Here is a 19,779-nt window from a genome sequence, read left to right on the forward strand (position 1 = left end):
CTCGAAGAGGTGCTCTCATCAGCAGCGGCGCCAAGTCTACAGGGTGTGGACGGGTGCCCCGAACCAGGATTTCAGGAGTGGGGCGTACGTCACAAATAGGAACATTCCGCATGCACGACAGGTATCCGCGGCGCCCCTGTCACTGAGTAGCGTCCGACGGCTCGCAGCGCTTGCCGTCCTCCGGTGCCCTGCCCTCCAGCAGGTACCGGTTGATCGAGGTGTCGATGCAGTCGCTGCCGCGCCCGTACGCCGTGTGGCCGTCGCCCTCGTACGTCAGCAGGGTGCCCGATTCGAGCTGCCCGGCCAGGGCCTGGGCCCACTTGTACGGGGTCGCCGGGTCGCGGGTCGTGCCCACCACCACGATCGGCGGGGCGCCCTTCGCCGTCAGCTTCTGCGCCGTGCCCGTCGCCTTCACCGGCCAGTACCCGCAGTTCAGCGACGCCCACGCCAGCCCCTCGCCGAAGACCGGAGACGCCTTTCGGAACGACGGGAGCGCCGCGTCCACCGCCTCCGGGCCGCTGAACGCCGCGGGCTGGTCGATGCAGTTGACGGCGGCGTTGGCGAACATCAGGTTCGCGTACGTGCCGTCCGGCGCCCGCTCGTAGTAGCTGTCGGCGAGGGCCAGCAGGGAGGCCCCGTCACCGTTCATGGCCGATCCGAGCGCCTCGCGCAGCTGCGGCCAGGCACTCTCGTCGTACAGCGCCGCGATCACCCCCGTCGTCGCGAGGGCCTCGCCGAGCGGGCGGCCCGCGTCGCCGGTCGGCACCGGCTGGGCGTCGACCTTCGCGAAGAACTCCTTCAGGCGCGCCGCCACCGCCTTCGGGTCGCCCGTGCCCAGCGGGCAGTCGGTCTGCTGCGCGCAGTCCTCGGCGAAGGCGTTGAAGGCGGTCTCGAAGCCGGCCGTCTGGTCCCGGTTCAGGTCGAGCGCCGGGCGCGAGGGATCCATCGCCCCGTCCAGGACGAGGCGGCCGACGCGGCCCGGGAAGAGGTCCGCGTACGTCGCCCCGAGGAACGTCCCGTACGAGGCCCCGACGTACGTGAGCTTCTCGTCGCCCAGCACCGCGCGCAGCAGGTCCATGTCGCGGGCGGCGTCCACGGTGGACACGTGCGGCAGGATCCGCTGCGAGCGCTCCTTGCAGGCCGCCGCGAACTCCTTGAACGCGGCCACCAGCCGCGCCCGCTCGGCCGCGTCGTCCGGCGTCTGGTCCACCTGGGTGAACTTGTCCATGGCGGGGCCGCTCAGGCACTCGACGGGGGTGCTGCGGTCCACCCCCCGCGGGTCGAAGGAGACCATGTCGTACCGGGCCCGGACGGGCGCCGGGTAGCCGATGCCCGCGTACGCCTGGAGGTAGCCGATTCCGGAGCCGCCGGGTCCGCCGGGGTTGACCACCAGCGAGCCGAGCCGCTTGCCCGGCCCGGTGGCCTTGCGGCGGGCCACCGCGATGTCGACGTCCTGCCCGGAGCCGGGGGACGCGTAGTCCAGAGGGGCCTTCATCGTGGAGCACTGGAACCCGGGGACACCGCAGTCGCGCCAGGTCAGCTTCTGCTCGTAGTACGGGCGCAGCGCGACCGGGTCGGGCGACGGCCGCGCCGAGGCGGACGCCGCGCCGGCCGGGGCGGTCGCGGAACCGGCCGCTGAAGACGACCCGGGAGTCGCGGAGGCCTGCGGTTCCCCCGACCCGCCGGAAGTGCACCCGGAGAGCAGCAGCCCGGCGGCTGCGATCACGGTCCCGGTCGTACGCAGCAGGCGGCTGGTGTCCATTCCCGGAGCCTATGTCCTGCCGGCCGGGGTCCAGGGGCGCTCCTGCCCCGGACGGCCGCGCGCCTTCCGGGGGACGCGCCGGACCGGGCACGGAAGGGGCCCGTCCCGGCGCCGGCGGTGGATCGCCCGTACGGGTGAGCCCGTCAACCGCGCGCCCCGACGCGTACCACTGCCGGACCGGGGGCCGTCAGCCCGCGCGCAGCGACATCGTCATCGCCTCGACCGCCAGCAGCGGAGCCACGTTGCGGTCGAGGGCGTCCCGGCAGGCGATGATCGACTCGATCCGGCGCAGAGTCCGCTCCGGCCCCGAGGCACGGGCGATCCGGTCGAGGTCCGGTCGTATCTCCTCGTTCGCGATGGCCACCGACGAGCCGAGCTGCAGGGCCAGCACGTCCCGGTAGAAGCCGGTCAGCTCGGTCAGGGCCAGGTCGAGGCTGTCGCGCTGGGTACGCGTGCGCCGGCGCTTCTGCCGGTCCTCCAGCTCCTTCATCACGCCCGCGGTGCCGCGCGGCATCCGGCTTCCGGCGCCCGCTCCGGCGCCGAGCGCGGCCCGCAGGTCCTCGGTCTCCTTGCCGTCGACCTCCTCCGCGACCTGCTTGGCGTCCTCGGCGGCGGCGTCGACCAGCTCCTGCGCGGCCTTGAGGCACCCGCCGACGTCCTCGACCCGCAGCGGAAGCTTCAGCACGGCGGCCCGGCGGGCGCGCGCGGCCGCGTCGGTGGCCAGCCGGCGGGCCCGGCCGATGTGCCCCTGGGTCGCGCGGGCTGCCGCCGCGGCGGCGGCGGGCTCGATGCCGTCGCGCCGGACCAGGACCTCGGCGACCGCGTCGACCGAGGGGGTGCGCAGGGTCAGGTGCCGGCAGCGGGAGCGGATCGTGGGCAGCACGTCTTCGAGCGAGGGCGCGCAGAGCAGCCACACCGTGCGCGGAGCGGGCTCCTCCACGGCCTTCAGGAGCACGTTGCCCGCGCCCTCCGTGAGCCGGTCGGCGTCCTCCATGACGATGACCTGCCAGCGGCCGACGGCCGGGGAGAGCTGCGCCTTGCGGACCAGGTCGCGGGTCTCCTTCACGCCGATGGACAGCAGGTCGGTACGGATGATCTGCACGTCGGAGTGGGTGCCGACCACGGTGGTGTGGCAGCCGTCGCAGAACCCGCAGCCCGGTTCGCCGCCGAGGGCGCGGTCGGGGCTGGTGCACTGCAGGGCGGCCGCGAAGGCGCGGGCGGCGGTGGACCGCCCGGAACCGGGCGGTCCCGTGAACAGCCAGGCGTGGGTCATCTTGTTCGCGGCGGGCGGCTCGGTCCCGTCCGTGATGGCCGTGACCAGGGCGTCCGCATCGCGGGCGGCGGCGGCCAGCTGCGTCTGGACACGCTCCTGTCCCACCAGGTCGTCCCATACGGGCATCCCGCCCACCACCTTTCACTCTCCGTGCACCCATTGTGGCGGGCGCCACCGACAATCCCGTCCCGCGGCCGCTCAGCGGCGGCGGCGCGGGCCCCTGCCGTCGTCCTCGTCGTCGCCGGGCTCGTGGTGGCGGCCCAGCAGCTCGTCGGCCAGCGTCGGCAGGTCGTCCAGCGGGGTCTCCTCGGCCCAGTCCGAGCGCCGGCGGCTCGGGGCGCCGTCCTCCCCGACGACCGGGAGCTCGCGCGTCCGGTCGTTGTCGGAGTCCCGGAAGATGCCCGGGGGCACCCGGTCGGCCGGGTTCTCCGGCGGACGCTGGGCCGTCGGCCGCGACGCGGACCGGGCCGGTCCGGCCCCGGCCTGCGGGCCGTCGGCGCGGGAGCCGCGGTCGGACCGCGCCCCACCCTCCCGGCCGCCGTCCGGCCGTACGGGCGGCAGCACCGCCGTCTCGTCGGTCGGCCGTACGGGCGGCAGCACCGCCGTCTCATCGGTGGTGCGCACCGGCGGCAGCACCGCCGTCTCCGCCGCGTCCCCGGGGGGCGCCGCGGCCGGGTCCACCTTCGGCACCGGGACCGTCTGGGTGACGTCGTCGGGCCGGACGACCCGCTTGATCAGGGGCGTTTCCACGGTCACCGCGTCGTCCCCGTGCCGGGGCTCAGCCCCGGCCCCGGCCCCGGAAGGCGCAGGGAACGCGGGAGGCGCGGAAGGAGCCGAAGGTGCCGGTGCGGCCGCCGCCGCGGCCTTCGCCGAAGCCGCCTCCGATGCCGCCGCCGCTGCGGCCGCGCTCGCCGCCGCCTCGGCCGCTGCGGCCGCCGCCAGTCGGCGCGCCTCCTCCGCCTTCAGCAGGGACTCCTCCGCCCGCCGCTGCTTCTCCAGCCGCCGTTCCTCGGCCTCGGCCCGCAGCCGGGTCTCCTCCTCGTGCTGACGGCGCAGCCGCTCCGCCTCGGCGGCGCGGGCCTTCTCCTCGGCCTCCGCGCGCAGCCGCTCGGCCTCGGCCCGTGCCCGGGCCTCCTCCTCGGCGCGCTGCCGCTCTTCCGCGGCCCTGCGGGCGGCCTCCGCCTCGGCCTTGATGCGGGCCTCCTCGGCCTCGCGGGCCAGACGGGCTTCCTCCTCGGCCTTCAGCCGTGCTTCCTCCGCCTTGCGCGCGGCCTCTTCCTCGGCCTTGCGCCGGGCCTCTTCCTCGGCGAGGCGCCGGGCTTCGGCGCGGGCGGCGATCTCGGCTTCGGAAAGCGGCAGCATCCGGTCCAGCCGGTGGCGCACGACGGTGGTCACGGAGTCCGGGGCCTGGCCCGCGTCGACCACCAGGTAGCGCCCGGGGTCGGACGCCGCCAGCGTCAGGAACCCGGACCGCACCCGCTGGTGGAACTCCGCCGGCTCCGACTCCAGCCGGTCCGGCGCCTCCGTGAAGCGCTCGCGCGCCGCCTCCGGCGACACGTCGAGGAGAACGGTCAGGTTCGGTACCAGCCCGTCGGTGGCCCAGCGCGAGATCCGGGCGATCTCGGTCGGCGACAGGTCGCGGCCGGCGCCCTGGTAGGCGACCGAGGAGTCGATGTAGCGGTCCGAGATGACGACCGCCCCGCGCTCCAGCGCCGGGCGCACCACGGTGTCCACGTGTTCCGCGCGGTCGGCGGCGTACAGCAGGGCCTCGGCGCGGTTCGACAGCCCGGCGGAGGACACGTCCAGCAGGATCGAGCGGAGCCGCTTGCCGACCGGGGTGGCCCCCGGCTCACGGGTCACGACGACCTCGTGGCCCTTGCTCCGTATCCAGTCGGCCAGCGCTTCCACCTGGGTGGACTTGCCGGCGCCGTCGCCGCCCTCCAGGGCGATGAAGAACCCGGCGTCGGAGGCCGACTGCACCGGCTCACCGCCGCGCAGCGCCTCGCGCAGGTCGCGGCGCAGCGGTACGCCGCTGCGGTCGTCGGCCTTGGCCAGCACCACCGCGGCGACCGGCAGCAGCAGGGCGCCGACCAGCATCAGCGTGAAGGCGGCGCCGCCGTGGGCGAAGACGACCTCCCCGCCGGTGAGCCGGTGGGGGCCGATCAGGGCGGCCAGCACGGGGGCGGCGACCGCCCCGACGGCCACGGCCACCCGTACGACGGCCTGGAGGTGCTCGGTGACCCGGGACCGGCGGAACTCCTCGGTCTCCTGGTCGATCAGGGTGTGCCCGGTGTTGGCCGCGACGCCCGCGGCGGTGCCGGCGAGCAGCGACAGGAACAGGACGGTCGCCGTGTCCGGCACCAGGCCGGCCAGCAGCAGCGCGACGCCGGCCACCGCTATGGCCAGCGCCAGCAGACGGCGGCGGGACAGGGCGGGCAGCACCTTCCCGGCCTGGTTGGCGCGGATCCCGGCGGCGGTGCCGCCGACCAGCGCGAGGACGAACAGTGCGAAGGCGGCGGGGCCGCCGCCGAGGTCGAAGGCGTGCAGTACGGCCACGGCGGCGGCGCAGGACACCGCGCCGGCGACCGCGGCGCAGGCCAGCACCAGAAGGGGGACGGCGCCCGTACGGCCCGTGTCGGGCCGGTCGCCGGCCTTGGGGGCCCGCAGGCCCTCCAGGGGCGAACGGGGGCGCGGGGTCTTGCCGTCCGGCAGCACCAGCGGGAGCAGCAGCGAGATCGACGCCGCGAAGAGGCCGGCGGCCACGTACGAGCCGAGGGCGGCCTGGTTCCCGGCGAACCAGTCGATGCCGAGGCCGAGGGCCTTGCCGACCAGGGTCGCGGCCAGCAGCGCGGCGGCGGCGACGGGAAGCGCCGCGAAGGCCGTCCGCAGCGTCAGCCGGCGCAGGGCGTCCAGGTGGTCCGGGAGCGGCCGTACGGTCGCTCCCTCGGGCGGCGGCGCCGGCAGCAGCGCGGGCGCCGCGCTCTCCTTGGCCAGCGTCCACAGCCGCTCGGCGGCGCCGGCGACGAACACGGTGGCCAGCAGTGCGGTGAGGGCGTGGGCCGGGATCCAGTCGAGCCACAGCGGGGCGACGACGAAGAGCGCGAGGCGGACCCCGTCGGCGCCGACCATGGTCCAGCGGCGGTCGAGCTTGCCCCCGGAACCGACGAGTCCGGCCAGTGGGCCGAGGAGGACCGCGCCGAAGAGGAGGGTCGCGAGGATCCGGACGCCGAAGACCGCGGCGACGGCGAGGGCCGCTCCACGGTAGCCGCCGCCGAAGACCTCTTCGGAGACGGCCGCCTGAAGGGCCAGCAGCACCAGCACCAGGAGGGCGAGGGCGTCGCCGATGCCGCTCACCAGCTGGGCGCTCCACAGTCGCCGGAGCCTGGGGGTGCGCAGCAGTGCGCGCACCGCCCGCTCGCGGGAGTCGGCTGCTAGGGCTTCGTCGTAGGTCGGCTTCGCCGGGGCGGTCACGACCGTTGGCTGCTCGGCTCGCGTCATCCGCCCAGCCTATCCGCTGTGCCTGTGGGGTGCGGAAGGCCTGTGGACAACCCCCTCCGCGACCCCGCCCGGACACGGCGAGGGGCCCCGCACGCTTCCGCGCGGGGCCCCTCGTACGCGACCGGCCGGCCGAACCGGCCAGCCGAACCGGCCGATCGAAGCGGCTACTCGTCCGCCGTCGCGGTCGCCGTCTTCTTCGCGACCGTCTTCTTCGCCGTGGTCTTCTTCGCGGCGGCGGTCTTGGTCGCCGTCGTCGCCTTCTTCGCGGCCGCCTTCTTGGCCGGAGCCTTCTTGGCGGCCGGGGCCTTCTTCGCGGGAGCCTTCTTCGCGACCTTCTTGGCCGGCCCCTTCGCCCGCTTCTCCGCGAGCAGCTCGTAGCCCCGCTCCGGCGTGATCGTCTCGACGTCGTCGTCCCGCCGCAGCGTCGCGTTCGTCTCGCCGTCCGTCACGTACGGCCCGAAGCGGCCGTCCTTGACCACCACCGGCTTCTCGCTCACCGGGTCGGTGCCCAGCTCCTTCAGCGGCGGCTTGGCCGCCGCGCGGCCCCGCTGCTTCGGCTGCGCGTAGATGGCCAGGGCCTCGTCCAGCGTGATCGAGAACAGCTGGTCCTCGGTCTCCAGCGACCGCGAGTCCGTGCCCTTCTTCAGGTACGGGCCGTAGCGGCCGTTCTGGGCCGTGATCTCCACGCCCTCCGCGTCCACGCCGACGACCCGCGGCAGCGACATCAGCTTGAGCGCGTCGTCGAGCGTGACCGTGTCGAGGGACATGGACTGGAAGAGCGAGGCCGTCCGCGGCTTGACCGCGTTCTTGCCCGTCTTCGGCGTGCCCTCGGGCAGGATCTCCGTCACGTACGGGCCGTAGCGGCCGTCCTTGGCGACGATCTCGTTCCCGCTGACCGGGTCCTTGCCGAGCTCGAACTCACCGCTCGGCTTCGCGAACAGTTCCTCCGCGTACGCGACCGTCAGCTCGTCCGGAGCCATGTCCTCGGGCACGTCCGCACGCTGGTGGCCCTCCGCGTCCTTCTCGCCGCGCTCCACGTACGGCCCGTAGCGGCCGACCCGCAGCACGACCCCGTCGCCGACGGGGAAGGAGGAGATCTCCCGGGCGTCGATCGCGCCCAGGTCCGTGACCAGCTCCTTCAGGCCGCCGAGGTGGTCGCCGTCGGCCGGTACGACCTCGGAGGCGTCCTCCGCGCCGAAGTAGAACCGCTTCAGCCACGGCACGGATTGGGCCTCGCCCCGCGCGATGCGGTCGAGGTCGTCCTCCATCTTCGCCGTGAAGTCGTAGTCGACCAGGCGCCCGAAGTGCGTCTCCAGGAGGTTCACCACGGCGAAGGACAGGAAGGACGGCACGAGCGCCGTGCCCTTCTTGAAGACGTAGCCGCGGTCGAGGATGGTGCCGATGATCGACGCGTAGGTCGACGGACGGCCGATCTCGCGCTCTTCGAGCTCCTTGACCAGCGAGGCCTCGGTGTAGCGGGCCGGCGGCTTGGTCGAGTGCCCGTCCGCCGTGATCTCCTCGGCGGAGAGCGCGTCGCCCTCGGCGACCTGCGGCAGCCGCTTCTCGCGGTCGTCGAGCTCGGCGTTCGGGTCGTCCGCGCCCTCGACGTAGGCCTTCATGAAGCCGTGGAAGGTGATCGTCTTGCCGGAGGCCGAGAACTCGGCGTCGCGGCCGTCCGCGGCGCGGCCGCCGATCTTCACGGTGACCGAGTTGCCGACCGCGTCCTTCATCTGGGAAGCGACGGTCCGCTTCCAGATGAGTTCGTAGAGGCGGAACTGGTCGCCGGTCAGGCCCGTCTCGGCCGGAGTGCGGAAACGATCGCCCGAGGGGCGGATCGCCTCGTGCGCCTCCTGCGCGTTCTTGACCTTGCCCGCGTAGACCCGCGGCTTCTCCGGCAGGTAGTCGGCCCCGTAGAGCTGCGTGACCTGGGCGCGGGCCGCCGTGACGGCCGTCTCGGAGAGCGTCGTGGAGTCCGTACGCATATAGGTGATGAAGCCGTTCTCGTACAGCTTCTGGGCCACCTGCATGGTCGCCTTCGCACCGAAGCCCAGCTTGCGCGAGGCCTCCTGCTGGAGCGTCGTCGTACGGAACGGGGCGTACGGGGAGCGGCGGTACGGCTTGGACTCGACCGACCGGACGGCGAACGAGGCACTCTCCAGCGCGGCGGCCAGCGCCCGGGCGCCCGCTTCGTCGAGGTGCAGCACCTCGCTCTTCAGCGTCCCGGTCGAGCCGAAGTCGCGGCCCTGGGCGACGCGCTTGCCGTCCACCGAGTTCAGGCGGGCGACCAGCGTCGACGGGTCGGACGCGTCGCCGGCCCGGCCGGTGGAGAACGTGCCGGTCAGGTCCCAGTACTCGGCGGTGCGGAAGGCGATGCGCTCGCGTTCCTTCTCGACGACCATGCGCGTGGCCACCGACTGGACGCGGCCCGCCGACAGCTTCGGCATGACCTTCTTCCACAGGACCGGCGAGACCTCGTAGCCGTAGAGGCGGTCGAGGATGCGGCGGGTCTCCTGGGCGTCGACCATGCGCTGGTTGAGCTCGCGCGGGTTGGCGACGGCGTCGCGGATCGCGTCCTTGGTGATCTCGTGGAAGACCATCCGGTGGACGGGGACCTTGGGCTTGAGGACTTCCTGCAGGTGCCACGCGATGGCTTCGCCCTCGCGGTCCTCATCGGTGGCGAGGAAGAGTTCGTCGGACTCGGCCAGCAGCTCCTTGAGCTTCCTGACCTGGGCCTTCTTGTCGGCGTTGACGACGTAGATCGGCGCGAAGTCGTGCTCGACGTCCACGCCGAGGCGGCGGACCTCACCGGTGTACTTGTCGGGGACCTCGGCCGCGCCGCTGGGGAGGTCGCGGATGTGCCCGACGCTCGCCTCGACGACGTACCCGGGGCCGAGATAGCCCTTGATCGTCTTCGCCTTGGCAGGGGACTCGACGATGACGAGTCGGCGGCCGCCCTTTGCGGTCTCGCTAGTCGGGGACAACTTGGCTCTTCTCTCCGGTCGGCACTCGGTCGCAGTACGGCGACGCTGCGGAGTGTGACGGTACAACCCGCCCCCGTGTCAAACGGCACAAGCCCGCAACGGCCACTCGAACGGTAACCCGACAAGTGCCGTTTCTGCCGCCCGGATGCCGCGCCGGACCGTTCCCGGTCACCGGGCCGGGTGGCCGCGGGGCCGTCTGGCCCCGCTCCCGTACCCCTCCCGACGTCGGCGTTCGCCCGGCGGGCGGGGCGCCCCGCGCCTCGCGTCAGAGCCGGGCGAGGCACCACAGCCCGAGCGCCAGGAACACCGCGGCGGTGAGCAGGGTCACCGGAACGGCGACGACGGGGCGCACACCTTCGGCCACCGGCGCGCGGTGCACGGCGCGCGCCCCCGTCCAGAGCAGAAGAGCGGCCCCGAACAGCAGGAACACGACCGCCGCGAAGACCGCCGGACCGTTTTCCATGCCGCTCCCCTTACCCCCGGGCCGCTCCCGGGATCCCCCCGGATCCCGCTGCGCAGGAGCCTGGCAGGCACGGGGATACGGCGGGCGAACCCCGGGTTACATCCCGGGTCGCGTTAGGCCCCGGTGTCCCTCACCGGCTCCAGGAAGCCCTGCTCGACGAGCATCCGGATGGCCTCCGGCGTGCGGTCGCGCAGGACGATCGGGTCCTCCTGGACCAGCTGTGCGATCGCGTCCAGAATCCGCCCCGCGCTCAGTGAGCCGTCACACACTCCCGCGAACCCGGCGCCGACCGTGTCGACCTTGGTGGCACGCCGCATCCCGAGGTTCTGGCGGAGCACCACGTGCTCCGGATCCTCCGCGCCGGGCGCTCCGACCTGCTCCTGGACCACCTCGGCGGCGAGCAGGAAGTAGCCCTCCAGCAGCGCCGCGTCGTCGTGGTCCCGCAGGTAGTCCTGGCGGGCGAAATGAGCCAGGACCGTCTCGCCGAGGGGCTGCTCGACCGTGTGGGGCCACTCCTCGACCACGATCGAGGGCTCGGCCGCGTCCGACCGGCGCAGGGTGATCCAGCCGAAGCCGACGGCCCTGGTCTTGCGCGCCTCGAACTCGTCGAGCCACTCCTCGTACCGCCGGGCGTACGCCTCGGGGTCGTCCCGGTGGTCGCCCGCGTCGCGCAGCCACAGCTCCGCGTACTGCGTCACGTCCTGCACGTCGCGCTGCACGATCCACGCGTCGCAGCCCCGGGGCACCCAGGAGCGCAGCCGGTCGTGCCAGTCCTCGCCCTCCACGTGCTGCCAGTTGCCGAGGAACTGCGCGTACCCGCCCGGGTTGAGCCGTGCCCCGGCCTCCTGGACCAGGGTCCGGCACAGGTCGTCGCCGCCCATGCCGCCGTCCCGGTACGTGAGGCGGGCGCCCGGCGAGATCACGAACGGCGGGTTCGAGACGATCAGGTCGTAGGTGGCGTCGCCGACCGGCTCGAACAGCGACCCGGCGAGCAGCTCGGCCTCCGGGGCCCCGGACAGCGCCAGCGTCAGTCGGGTGAACTCCAGCGCCCTGGGATTGACGTCGGTCGCCGTCACCCGGGTCGCGTGCTGGGCTGTGTGCAGCGCCTGGATGCCCGAGCCGGTGCCGACGTCGAGCGCGGAGCCGACCGGGATCCGGACGGTGATCCCGGCCAGCGTGGTGGAGGCGCCCCCGACGCCGAGGACCACCCCCTCCTCGCGGCTGCCGATCCCGCCGGCCCCGCCGACGGCGCAGCCGAGGTCGGAGACGATGAACCAGTCCTCGCCGTCCGGTCCGCCGTACGGGCGTACGTCGACGGCCGCGCGCACCTCGTCGCCCTCGCGCCGCAGCCAGCCGTCGGCCAGGGCCGCCTCGACGGGCAGCGCGGCGGCGGCGTGCGCGTACGGCACGGAGCCCTGGAGCAGGAACAGCCGGACCAGGCTCGCGAGCGGACCGTCGCCGCCGCGCCGGGTGGCGCGCAGGGCGGGAACCGTCTCGCTGCGCGCCAGCGCGGCATAGGCGGGGGCGCCGAGCAGGTCGAGCAGGCCGTCGGCGGTGAAACCGGCGGCCAGCAGGGCGGTGCGCAGCTCGGCGGCATGGTCGGACGAGGGGAGGCTGGTGGTACTCACCCGCCCATTGTGTCCGCTGGCGGCGCCGATCCGTGCTGTGCGCGGGCCTCGGCGCGGTCCGGGCGCCACGGCGGGGTCCGGGCGGCCTCCGCCCGGACGCGGCCGGGCGTGCGGCAGGGCGGCCGCGGCCCCTCCCGGGACCCCGGCCGCCCTGTCGGCGCGCCGCGCGCGGGGCCGTACGGCGTCCCGCCGCGGGTGCGGCGGACGGCGTCGGCCGGCCCGGCTACTTGGGCGACGGCGCCGTGACCTGGCAGCCCTTCTGGCCGTTCATGGCCTTGTCCAGACCGCCCGCGTTGAGCTGCGTGAGGGCGTCCTTGCCGCCCTTGGTCGCGTTCTCCAGGCCGCCCGCGAGGGTCTTGAGGCCCTCGGCGAACTTGGTCTGGTCGTTGACGTCCAGGGCGTCCATCTGGGTCTTCAGGTCTGAGTAGCCCTTCGAGGTCTCCTCGAAGCCCTTGACCGCCGCGGCCTGGGTCGTCTGGCCGTCCTTGACCGGCGGGACTCCCGCCTCCTGCAGGGCGGTCCCCATCGTCTTGTACGACTCGGACATGGTCGCGAAGGCAGCCGAGTCGGTCTTCTGCACCTCGTCTGGCTTGCTGCTCTCCGTCGCCACGCGCTTGATCTCCGCGTTGGCCGTCTCGATCTTCTTGAGTTCGGGCTGCCACTGGTCGCAGACCTTCTTGGCCCAGGCGTCGGCCTTCTTGTCGCCGTCGTCCCCGGCGCAGCCGGACAGGACGAGCATCAGCACCGCACCGCCCGAGAAGGCGGCCGCAAGCTTCTTGTTCACCAGATTGGTCCCTTCGAAGGCTCTCGGCCCGGAAGATACACGCCCGCCATCCGGGGATGCACAAAGGCGGACAGGCGGCGCGTCAGTACGCACCGCCTGTCCGCCGTTCGGGCGTACCGCTTCCCCTGCCCAGCCCTGCCCGCCGACCGCCCGGGCTCGGGCCGGTACGGGGGCCGGGCTCGGGCCGGTACGGGGCCGGGGCTCGCGTCAGGAGACCGTCGCCGTGCCGGGCGCCTGGGCCACCCGCTCGGCGGCCCCGTCCTCGGACTCGTCCCCGACGGCGATGCCGCGGCGCTTGGACACGTACACCGCGCCGATGATGATGCCGATCGCGAGGATCGCGACGACCGCCCGTACGACCGGGCTGGAGTCGTCGCCGTAGCTGAACTGCACGATGGCCGGTGCGATCAGCAGCGCCACCAGGTTCATGACCTTGAGCAGCGGGTTGATCGCGGGTCCGGCGGTGTCCTTGAACGGGTCGCCGACCGTGTCGCCGATGACGACCGCGGCGTGCGCCTCGCTGCCCTTGCCGCCGTGGTGGCCGTCCTCGACCAGCTTCTTCGCGTTGTCCCAGGCCCCGCCGGAGTTCGCGAGGAACACCGCCATCAGAGTGCCCGTGCCGATGGCGCCCGCGAGGAAGGACCCGAGGGCCCCGACACCGAGGGAGAAGCCCACGGCGATCGGCGTGAGCACGGCGAGCAGGCCGGGCGTGGCGAGCTCGCGCAGCGCGTCCTTGGTGCAGATGTCCACGACGCGCCCGTACTCGGGCTTCTCGGTGTAGTCCATGATCCCGGGGTGCTCGCGGAACTGCCGGCGCACCTCGTAGACCACGGCGCCCGCGGAGCGGGAGACCGCGTTGATCGCCAGGCCCGAGAACAGGAACACGACCGCGGCGCCCAGGATCAGCCCGACCAGGTTGTTGGGCTGGCCGATGTCCAGGCTGAGGTTCATCTCCCCGGCCTTGGCGCCCACCTCCTTGACCGCGGTCGCGATCGCGTCGTTGTACGAGCCGAAGAGCGCGGCCGCGGCGAGCACGGCCGTGGCGATCGCGATCCCCTTGGTGATGGCCTTGGTGGTGTTGCCCACGGCGTCCAGGTCGGTGAGCACCTGCGCGCCGGCGCCCTCGACGTCGCCGGACATCTCGGCGATGCCCTGGGCGTTGTCGGATACGGGCCCGAAGGTGTCCATGGCGACGATGACGCCGACGGTGGTGAGCAGACCCGTGCCGGCCAGGGCCACCGCGAAGAGCGCGAGCATGATCGACGTGCCGCCGAGCAGGAACGCGCCGTAGACGCCGAGGCCGATGAGGAGCGCCGTGTAGACGGCGGACTCCAGGCCGACGGAGATCCCGGCGAGGACGACGGTGGCCGCACCGGTGAGGGAGGACTTGCCGATGTCCCGGACGGGCCGGCGGCTGGTCTCGGTGAAGTAGCCCGTGAGCTGCTGGATCAGGGCCGCGAGCACGATGCCGATGGCCACGGCGACGACGGCCAGTACGCGCGGGTCGCCCGGGTGGGCGGCGATCGCGGCGTCCTCGACGCCGACGAGCTCCTTGTAGGTGGCGGGCAGGTAGGCGTAGACGGCGATCGCGACCAGGACGAGCGAGATCACGGCGGAGATGAAGAAGCCCCGGTTGATCGCGGACATGCCGTTGCGGTCGGAGCGGCGCGGGGACACGGCGAAGATGCCGATCATCGCGGTGACGACGCCGATGGCGGGGACGATCAGCGGGAAGGCGAGGCCCAGGTCGCCGAAGGCCACCTTGCCGAGGATGAGTGCGGCCACGAGGGTGACGGCGTACGACTCGAAGAGGTCGGCGGCCATCCCCGCGCAGTCTCCGACGTTGTCGCCCACGTTGTCGGCGATGGTCGCGGCATTGCGCGGGTCGTCCTCCGGAATGCCCTTCTCGACCTTGCCGACCAGGTCGGCGCCGACGTCGGCGGCCTTGGTGAAGATTCCGCCGCCCACCCGCATGAACATCGCGATCAGCGCGGCTCCGAGGCCGAAGCCCTCCAGCACCTTGGGGGCGTCGGCGGCATAGACCAGGACGACGGACGAGGCTCCGAGGAGGCCCAGCCCGACGGTGAACATGCCGACCACGCCGCCCGTCCGGAAGGCGATCTTCATCGCCTTGTGGGAGACCTCGGTGAGGTCCTTGGCGGGCTCCCCCTCGGCCGGGGTGGCCTCGCGTGCGGCCGCGGCGACGCGCACGTTGGCGCGGACCGCCAGACGCATGCCGATGTAGCCGGTGCCCGCCGAGAAGAGAGCGCCGACGAGGAAGAACGCGGACCGTCCCGCCCGCTGCGACCAGTCGTCGGCGGGGAGCAGGAAGAGCAGGAAGAAGACCACGACGGCGAAGACGGCGAGGGTCCGCAGCTGCCGTCCGAGGTACGCGTTGGCACCCTCCTGCACGGCGGCGGCGATCTCCTTCATGCGGTCGGTTCCCTCGTCGGCGGCGAGGACCTGGCGGACCAGGATCTGCGCGACGACGAGCGCGGCCACGGCCACGGCCGCGATGACGATCACGATGAGCCGGTTGTCGTCGGTGAGTACTGCGGCTGCCAGATCAGTGGCGCGATCCGGCGCGATAGGGGTAAAGAGCCCCGTCATTCGTCCTCCTTGACGTGATGAGCTCAAGATGTGGACGGATTGTAGGGAGCGCACCCCGATCAAAACAGTACGCGGGAAACGCAATTGGCCTGCACTTGCCCCTCAGCAATAGATCACGTCACTCCATTACCCTCGAAAGTGGTAATGGGGCAAAAGCATTGACGACTGATCACCGATCAAGGGAAATGAAAAAGGCCCTGCTCAGCAGGGCCTTGACTGAAGATCAGACGATACGAGGGAATGCCGATTCAGTGGACCTACGGCAGGTCGGACGTCCCCGAAACGGGCCAGCTCATCCGGATGGTCCCGCCCGATTCCCCACTGGTCACCTCGACGTCGTCGACGAGCCCGCTGATCACGGCGAGGCCCATCTCGTCCTCCCCCTCGATGTCGGGGTCCAGGACGGCGTCGATGCCGGACACGGCGTCGACGGGACCGCCGGCCGGACCGGGAACCTCGTCGCCGACCTCGATGGAGAACACCTTCTCCTCGTCGGTCAGGACGACCCGGACGGGCGCGGTCAGCCCGTTGCCGCGATGCAGTCCGACGGCACGCGAACAGGCCTCGCCCACGGCGAGGCGGACCTCGTCGAGGACGGCTTCCTCGACACCGGCCCGGCGCGCCACGGCGGCCGCGACCAGGCGGGCCGTCCGGACGTGTTCGGGCTGGGCGCTGAAGCGCAGTTCAACGGTGGCCATGCGCGTCCCCCTCGGACTACGGGCGTGCCTTGACAGGGGACCGGGCCGACCATGGCCCGGTACCCCCGTTCTCCCTGCCGGCTGCTCGCCGTCGGGAGCGGTCAGTCAGTGGCGCTGACGGCGTCTTCCACCGAGGTGTGGATGGGAAACACCTTGGTCAGACCGGTAATACGGAAGATCTTCAGGATGCGCTCCTGGTTGCACACGAGGCGCAGCGAACCCTCGTGCGCGCGGACGCGCTTGAGGCCTCCCACGAGCACACCGAGTCCGGTGGAGTCGAGGAAGTCCACTCGCTCCATGTCGACAACCAGGTGGTAGCTGCCGTCGTTCACCAACTCCACCAACTGCTCGCGCAGCTTGGGCGCGGTATACACATCAATCTCGCCACCGACCTCTACGACCGTTCGGTCGCCGACAGTGCGAGTCGACAGGGACAGGTCCACGGATCCTCCAGCACCTTGCTATCGAGCGGCGCCCCCCAGGGGCCTCGCCACCCGGAGGTGGGCGAGGGATTGGCTGCCGCGAGGGCATTCAATCACTTACCGGCAGGGACGCACGACGCCTTGGGACCATTGTCCCGCACGTCGGTGACACACTCGGTTCCAATGGCCAATACTCACCGCCCCGGTCGGCCCACGGCACCCGCGGACCCTCGACCCGCTCCCGACACGGTCCTGGACCGCCTGTCACGGGGGCCTTCCCGAGCTGCGCGCATCACCCATACGGAGCACTTGCCCCCTCGGGCGGGTCGTCATGCGGTCTGGCCCGATCGCATCCGAACGGATGTCGTAGCCGCCATCCAGGCCGCCGGAATCGAACACCCGTGGGAGCACCAGGCCGCGGTCGCCGAGCACGCCCTGGACGGCGAGTCCGTCGTGGTCGCCACCGGCACCGCCTCGGGCAAGTCCCTGGCCTACCTCGCGCCCGTGCTCTCCGCCCTCGCGGACGGCGCCGAGGCCCCCAACGGCAGGGGGGCCACCGCCCTGTACCTGGCCCCCACCAAGGCCCTGGCGGCCGACCAGCGCCGCGCCGTACGGGAACTGGCCGCGCCGCTCGGCAACGCCGTGCGCCCCGCCGTGTACGACGGGGACACCCCCGTCGAGGAGCGCGAATGGGTGCGGCAGTACGCCAATTACGTCCTCACCAACCCCGACATGCTGCACCGGGGGATCCTCCCCGCCCATCCCCGCTGGTCCTCCTTCCTGCGGGCCCTGCGCTACGTCGTCATCGACGAGTGCCACACCTACCGCGGCGTGTTCGGCTCCCACGTGGCCCAGGTCCTGCGCCGGCTGCGGCGGCTGTGCGCCCGCTACGGCTCCGATCCCGTCTTCCTGCTGGCCTCCGCCACCTCCAGCGATCCGGCCAGGGCCGCCTCCCGGCTGACCGGAACCCGCGTGATCGAGATCACCGACGACGCCTCCCCGCGCGGCGAGGTCGTCTTCGCCCTCTGGGAGCCCCCGCTCACCGATCTGCGGGGCGAAAAGGGCGCGCCGGTGCGCCGTACGGCCACGGCCGAGACCGCCGACCTGCTGACCGACCTGGTCGTGCAGGGCGTCCGTACGGTCGCCTTCGTCCGCTCCCGGCGCGGCGCCGAGCTGATCGCCGTGATCGCCCAGGAGCGCCTCGCGGCGGTGGACCGCTCGCTGGTCCGGCGGGTGGCCGCCTACCGGGGCGGCTACCTGCCCGAGGAGCGCCGGGCCCTGGAGCGGGCCCTGCACTCCGGCGAGCTGCTGGGACTGGCCGCCACGACGGCCCTGGAGCTGGGCGTGGACGTCTCGGGGCTGGACGCCGTCCTGATCACCGGATACCCCGGTACGCGGGCCTCCCTGTGGCAGCAGGCCGGCCGCGCCGGCCGCTCGGGGCAGGGCGCCCTGGCCGTGCTGATCGCCCGGGACGACCCGCTGGACACCTATCTGGTCCACCACCCGGAGGCGCTGTTCCGGCAGCCCGTGGAAGCCACGGTCCTGGACCCCGACAACCCGTACGTCCTCGCCCCCCACCTGTGCGCGGCGGCGGCCGAGCTGCCGCTGACCGACGCGGACCTGGAACTCTTCGGCCCGGCCACCAAGGAGCTCCTCCCGCAGCTCGAAGCGGCCAGGCTGCTGCGGCGCCGGGCGACGGCCTGGCACTGGACCCGCCGGGAGCGGGCCTCCGACCTGACCGACATCCGGGGCGGCGGCGGCCGACCGGTGCAGATCGTCGAGGCCTCGACCGGCAGGCTGCTGGGCACGGTCGACGAGGAGGCCGCCCACTCGGCCGTCCACGAGGGCGCCGTCCACCTCCACCAGGGCCGCACCTACCTGGTCAGGCAGCTCGACCTGGAGGACTCGGCAGCCCTCGTCGAGGAGGCGAACCCGCCCTTCTCCACCACGGCCCGCGACACCACCTCCATCTCCGTCCTGGAGACCGAGACCGAGATCCCGTGGGGCTCGGCCCGGCTCTGCTTCGGCTCCGTCGAGGTCACCCACCAGGTCGTCTCCTACCTGCGCCGCAAGCTGATCACCGGCGAGGTCCTGGGCGAGGCCAAGCTCGACCTGCCGCCCCGCACCCTGCGCACCCGGGCCGTCTGGTGGACGGTCACCGAGGACCAGCTCGACGAGGCCCGGATCAACCCGGAGATCCTCGGCGGCGCCCTGCACGCCGCCGAGCACGCCTCCATCGGCCTGCTCCCGCTGTTCGCCACCTGCGACCGCTGGGACATCGGCGGCGTCTCCGTGCCGCTGCACCCCGACACGCTCCTCCCCACGGTCTTCGTCTACGACGGCCACCCCGGCGGCGCGGGCTTCGCCGAGCGGGCCTTCCACACGGCCCGCGCCTGGCTGACCGCGACCCGCGACGCCATCGCCGCCTGCGAGTGCGAGGCCGGCTGCCCGTCCTGCATCCAGTCCCCCAAGTGCGGAAACGGCAACGAACCCCTCCACAAGCGCGGCGCCGTCCGCCTCCTCACCCGCCTCCTCTCGGAGTCCCCGGACCCCCCGGCGCCCTCCCTGCCCGAGGCCACCCCCGAGCCTTCCCGTCCGTGACCACGGGCCCGAGGGGCCGTCCGGGTGATCCGCCCGTCCCCGTCACGGCTCCCCCGGTCCCGGGCGGCCGGAGTCGGCGGGCGGGGCAGGCGGGCCGGTCGGGGAGATCGGGGAGGAACCGGCCGGGGTACGGCTCTCCGCGGGCGGGCCCGCGCGGGCCCGGATCCTCGGGCTGAAGGTGCCGGTGGCCGGGTGGGCGCTCACCTCGGCCACCTCGCCCAGGACCCGGCAGGAGCTCAGCGCCGCGTCCTGCGCCCGTGCCACCCGCCGGGCCGCGGCGCAGGCCGCCTCCGGCCCGTGGGCCCAGGACGCGGCCGCCGCGAGGGCCGCCAGGTCGGCCGCCGCCGCGGCCCGGTGGCGGGCCACCACGGCCTGCCCCAGCAGGAGCACGCCCCCGAACACGGCGCTGAGCACCGTCGTCACCAGGGCCGCCCACACCGTGGCCGACCCCCGGTCCCGGCTCACGGCGGCGGCCCCACGCTGTCCTCCGCCAAGGCCACCGCCCGGGCCCCGAGCCGCACGGGCAGGCCGCCCGGCCCCGGCGCCGGAGCCGCCACCCGGACCCGCCACAGGTCGCCCGCCCGCTCCAGCTCGACCTCCGCCCCCGGCGGGGCGGCCGCGCGCGCCGCGGCCACCGCCACCTCCACCGGCTCCGACCGGGCCGCGGCCCGGGCTCCGGCCCGGGCCGCGTCCACGCACCGGATCTGCGCGGCCGCCGCCATCAGCGCCCACACCAGCAGCGCCGCGAACAACACCAGCGCCGGGATCACCAGGGCGGCCTCAGCCGTCACATATCCCCGGTCGGACCCTTTTCCGCGTACGGCGGAGTTCTCCTCAGAACGGCACATCGAGCGCCTTCCCGATGGTCGACTGAAGGGCCGTGGAGACCACGTCGCTCGTCACCACCTTGTACAGAACCGCGGCGAACGCACAGGCCGCGATCGTGCCCATGGCGTATTCCGAAGTGGACATCCCTGCGTCGCCCCCACGGCCACTCCAAGCCGTCCGCACGCGGCACCAGATGATCCTCATGACAACTCCCTTTGATTTCCGTTGTAG

General features: G+C 73.3%; 14 protein-coding genes. 1 reads left to right on the plus strand and 13 read right to left on the minus strand.

Going from position 1 to position 19,779, the window contains the following annotated elements:
• Positions 1-139: 139 nt before the first annotated feature.
• From ACZ6S8_RS17730 to bldG, 10 genes are all read right to left on the minus strand, one after another.
• Positions 140-1,762 carry an alpha/beta hydrolase gene (locus tag ACZ6S8_RS17730; protein ID WP_469456702.1) on the minus strand — a complete coding sequence of 541 codons (1,623 nt, stop codon included), beginning with the start codon at positions 1,760-1,762 and terminating at the stop codon, positions 140-142.
• A 187-nt stretch (positions 1,763-1,949) separates the two neighbouring features.
• Positions 1,950-3,161: a DNA polymerase III subunit delta' gene (locus tag ACZ6S8_RS17735; protein WP_469456704.1), complete on the minus strand. Its 1,212-nt coding sequence runs from the start codon at positions 3,159-3,161 to the stop codon at positions 1,950-1,952.
• Between the two features lie 72 nt (positions 3,162-3,233).
• Positions 3,234-6,533, minus strand: coding sequence for a dTMP kinase (gene tmk / locus ACZ6S8_RS17740; RefSeq protein ID WP_469456706.1), 3,300 nt, complete (start codon positions 6,531-6,533; stop codon positions 3,234-3,236).
• A gap of 164 nt (positions 6,534-6,697) precedes the next feature.
• A complete protein-coding gene (gene topA / locus ACZ6S8_RS17745) occupies positions 6,698-9,514 on the minus strand; it encodes a type I DNA topoisomerase (protein ID WP_469456708.1) in 2,817 nt (938 codons plus the stop codon).
• A 265-nt stretch (positions 9,515-9,779) separates the two neighbouring features.
• The gene (locus ACZ6S8_RS17750; RefSeq protein WP_469456710.1) at positions 9,780-9,977 is read right to left on the minus strand and encodes a hypothetical protein; all 198 of its coding nucleotides are present in this window, start codon (positions 9,975-9,977) and stop codon (positions 9,780-9,782) included.
• 113 nt (positions 9,978-10,090) lie between these two features.
• Positions 10,091-11,605 carry a DUF7059 domain-containing protein gene (locus ACZ6S8_RS17755; RefSeq protein ID WP_469456712.1) on the minus strand — a complete coding sequence of 505 codons (1,515 nt, stop codon included), beginning with the start codon at positions 11,603-11,605 and terminating at the stop codon, positions 10,091-10,093.
• 223 nt (positions 11,606-11,828) lie between these two features.
• Positions 11,829-12,389, minus strand: coding sequence for a small secreted protein (locus tag ACZ6S8_RS17760; protein WP_469456714.1), 561 nt, complete (start codon positions 12,387-12,389; stop codon positions 11,829-11,831).
• Between the two features lie 207 nt (positions 12,390-12,596).
• Complete coding sequence (locus ACZ6S8_RS17765; RefSeq protein ID WP_469456716.1) at positions 12,597-14,999, minus strand: sodium-translocating pyrophosphatase; 2,403 nt, start codon at positions 14,997-14,999, stop codon at positions 12,597-12,599.
• A 257-nt stretch (positions 15,000-15,256) separates the two neighbouring features.
• Complete coding sequence (locus ACZ6S8_RS17770) at positions 15,257-15,697, minus strand: ATP-binding protein (protein WP_469456718.1); 441 nt, start codon at positions 15,695-15,697, stop codon at positions 15,257-15,259.
• A 101-nt stretch (positions 15,698-15,798) separates the two neighbouring features.
• Entirely contained in the window at positions 15,799-16,140 is a 342-nt protein-coding gene (bldG, locus tag ACZ6S8_RS17775; protein WP_267751850.1) for an anti-sigma factor antagonist BldG, read from the minus strand.
• A gap of 162 nt (positions 16,141-16,302) precedes the next feature.
• On the opposite strand from bldG, the gene ACZ6S8_RS17780 reads away from it, so the two are divergent.
• Positions 16,303-18,720: a DEAD/DEAH box helicase gene (locus tag ACZ6S8_RS17780; protein ID WP_469456720.1), complete on the plus strand. Its 2,418-nt coding sequence runs from the start codon at positions 16,303-16,305 to the stop codon at positions 18,718-18,720.
• A gap of 42 nt (positions 18,721-18,762) precedes the next feature.
• Here ACZ6S8_RS17780 and ACZ6S8_RS17785 read toward each other — a convergent pair whose 3' ends face one another.
• Genes ACZ6S8_RS17785 through ACZ6S8_RS17795 form a run of 3 tightly spaced genes read right to left on the minus strand, consistent with a single transcriptional unit; the run spans position 18,763 to position 19,752 of the window.
• Positions 18,763-19,185 (minus strand): Rv3654c family TadE-like protein, encoded by a 423-nt coding sequence (locus tag ACZ6S8_RS17785; protein ID WP_469456722.1) that lies wholly within the window; start codon positions 19,183-19,185, stop codon positions 18,763-18,765.
• Entirely contained in the window at positions 19,182-19,568 is a 387-nt protein-coding gene (locus ACZ6S8_RS17790) for a TadE family type IV pilus minor pilin (RefSeq protein WP_469456724.1), read from the minus strand. The genes ACZ6S8_RS17785 and ACZ6S8_RS17790 overlap by 4 nt, the downstream gene beginning before the upstream one ends.
• Positions 19,555-19,752 carry a DUF4244 domain-containing protein gene (locus ACZ6S8_RS17795; protein ID WP_469456726.1) on the minus strand — a complete coding sequence of 66 codons (198 nt, stop codon included), beginning with the start codon at positions 19,750-19,752 and terminating at the stop codon, positions 19,555-19,557. Before ACZ6S8_RS17795 ends, ACZ6S8_RS17790 begins: the two co-directional genes overlap by 14 nt.
• Positions 19,753-19,779 lie beyond the last annotated feature (27 nt).

The sequence above is a fragment of the Streptomyces sp. NPDC048461 genome (assembly GCF_055587105.1).

Excerpts from the sequence above, each read along its gene's own strand:
- ACZ6S8_RS17770 (WP_469456718.1), bottom strand. The coding sequence starts at position 15,697 with ATGGCCACCGTTGAACTGCGCTTCAGCGCCCAGCCCGAACACGTCCGG.
- ACZ6S8_RS17735 (WP_469456704.1), bottom strand. The coding sequence starts at position 3,161 with ATGCCCGTATGGGACGACCTGGTGGGACAGGAGCGTGTCCAGACGCAG.
- ACZ6S8_RS17730 (WP_469456702.1), bottom strand. The coding sequence starts at position 1,762 with ATGGACACCAGCCGCCTGCTGCGTACGACCGGGACCGTGATCGCAGCC.
- ACZ6S8_RS17765 (WP_469456716.1), bottom strand. The coding sequence starts at position 14,999 with ATGACGGGGCTCTTTACCCCTATCGCGCCGGATCGCGCCACTGATCTG.
- ACZ6S8_RS17750 (WP_469456710.1), bottom strand. The coding sequence starts at position 9,977 with ATGGAAAACGGTCCGGCGGTCTTCGCGGCGGTCGTGTTCCTGCTGTTC.
- ACZ6S8_RS17790 (WP_469456724.1), bottom strand. The coding sequence starts at position 19,568 with ATGTGCCGTTCTGAGGAGAACTCCGCCGTACGCGGAAAAGGGTCCGAC.
- tmk (WP_469456706.1), bottom strand. The coding sequence starts at position 6,533 with ATGACGCGAGCCGAGCAGCCAACGGTCGTGACCGCCCCGGCGAAGCCG.
- ACZ6S8_RS17795 (WP_469456726.1), bottom strand. The coding sequence starts at position 19,752 with ATGAGGATCATCTGGTGCCGCGTGCGGACGGCTTGGAGTGGCCGTGGG.
- ACZ6S8_RS17780 (WP_469456720.1), top strand. The coding sequence starts at position 16,303 with ATGGCCAATACTCACCGCCCCGGTCGGCCCACGGCACCCGCGGACCCT.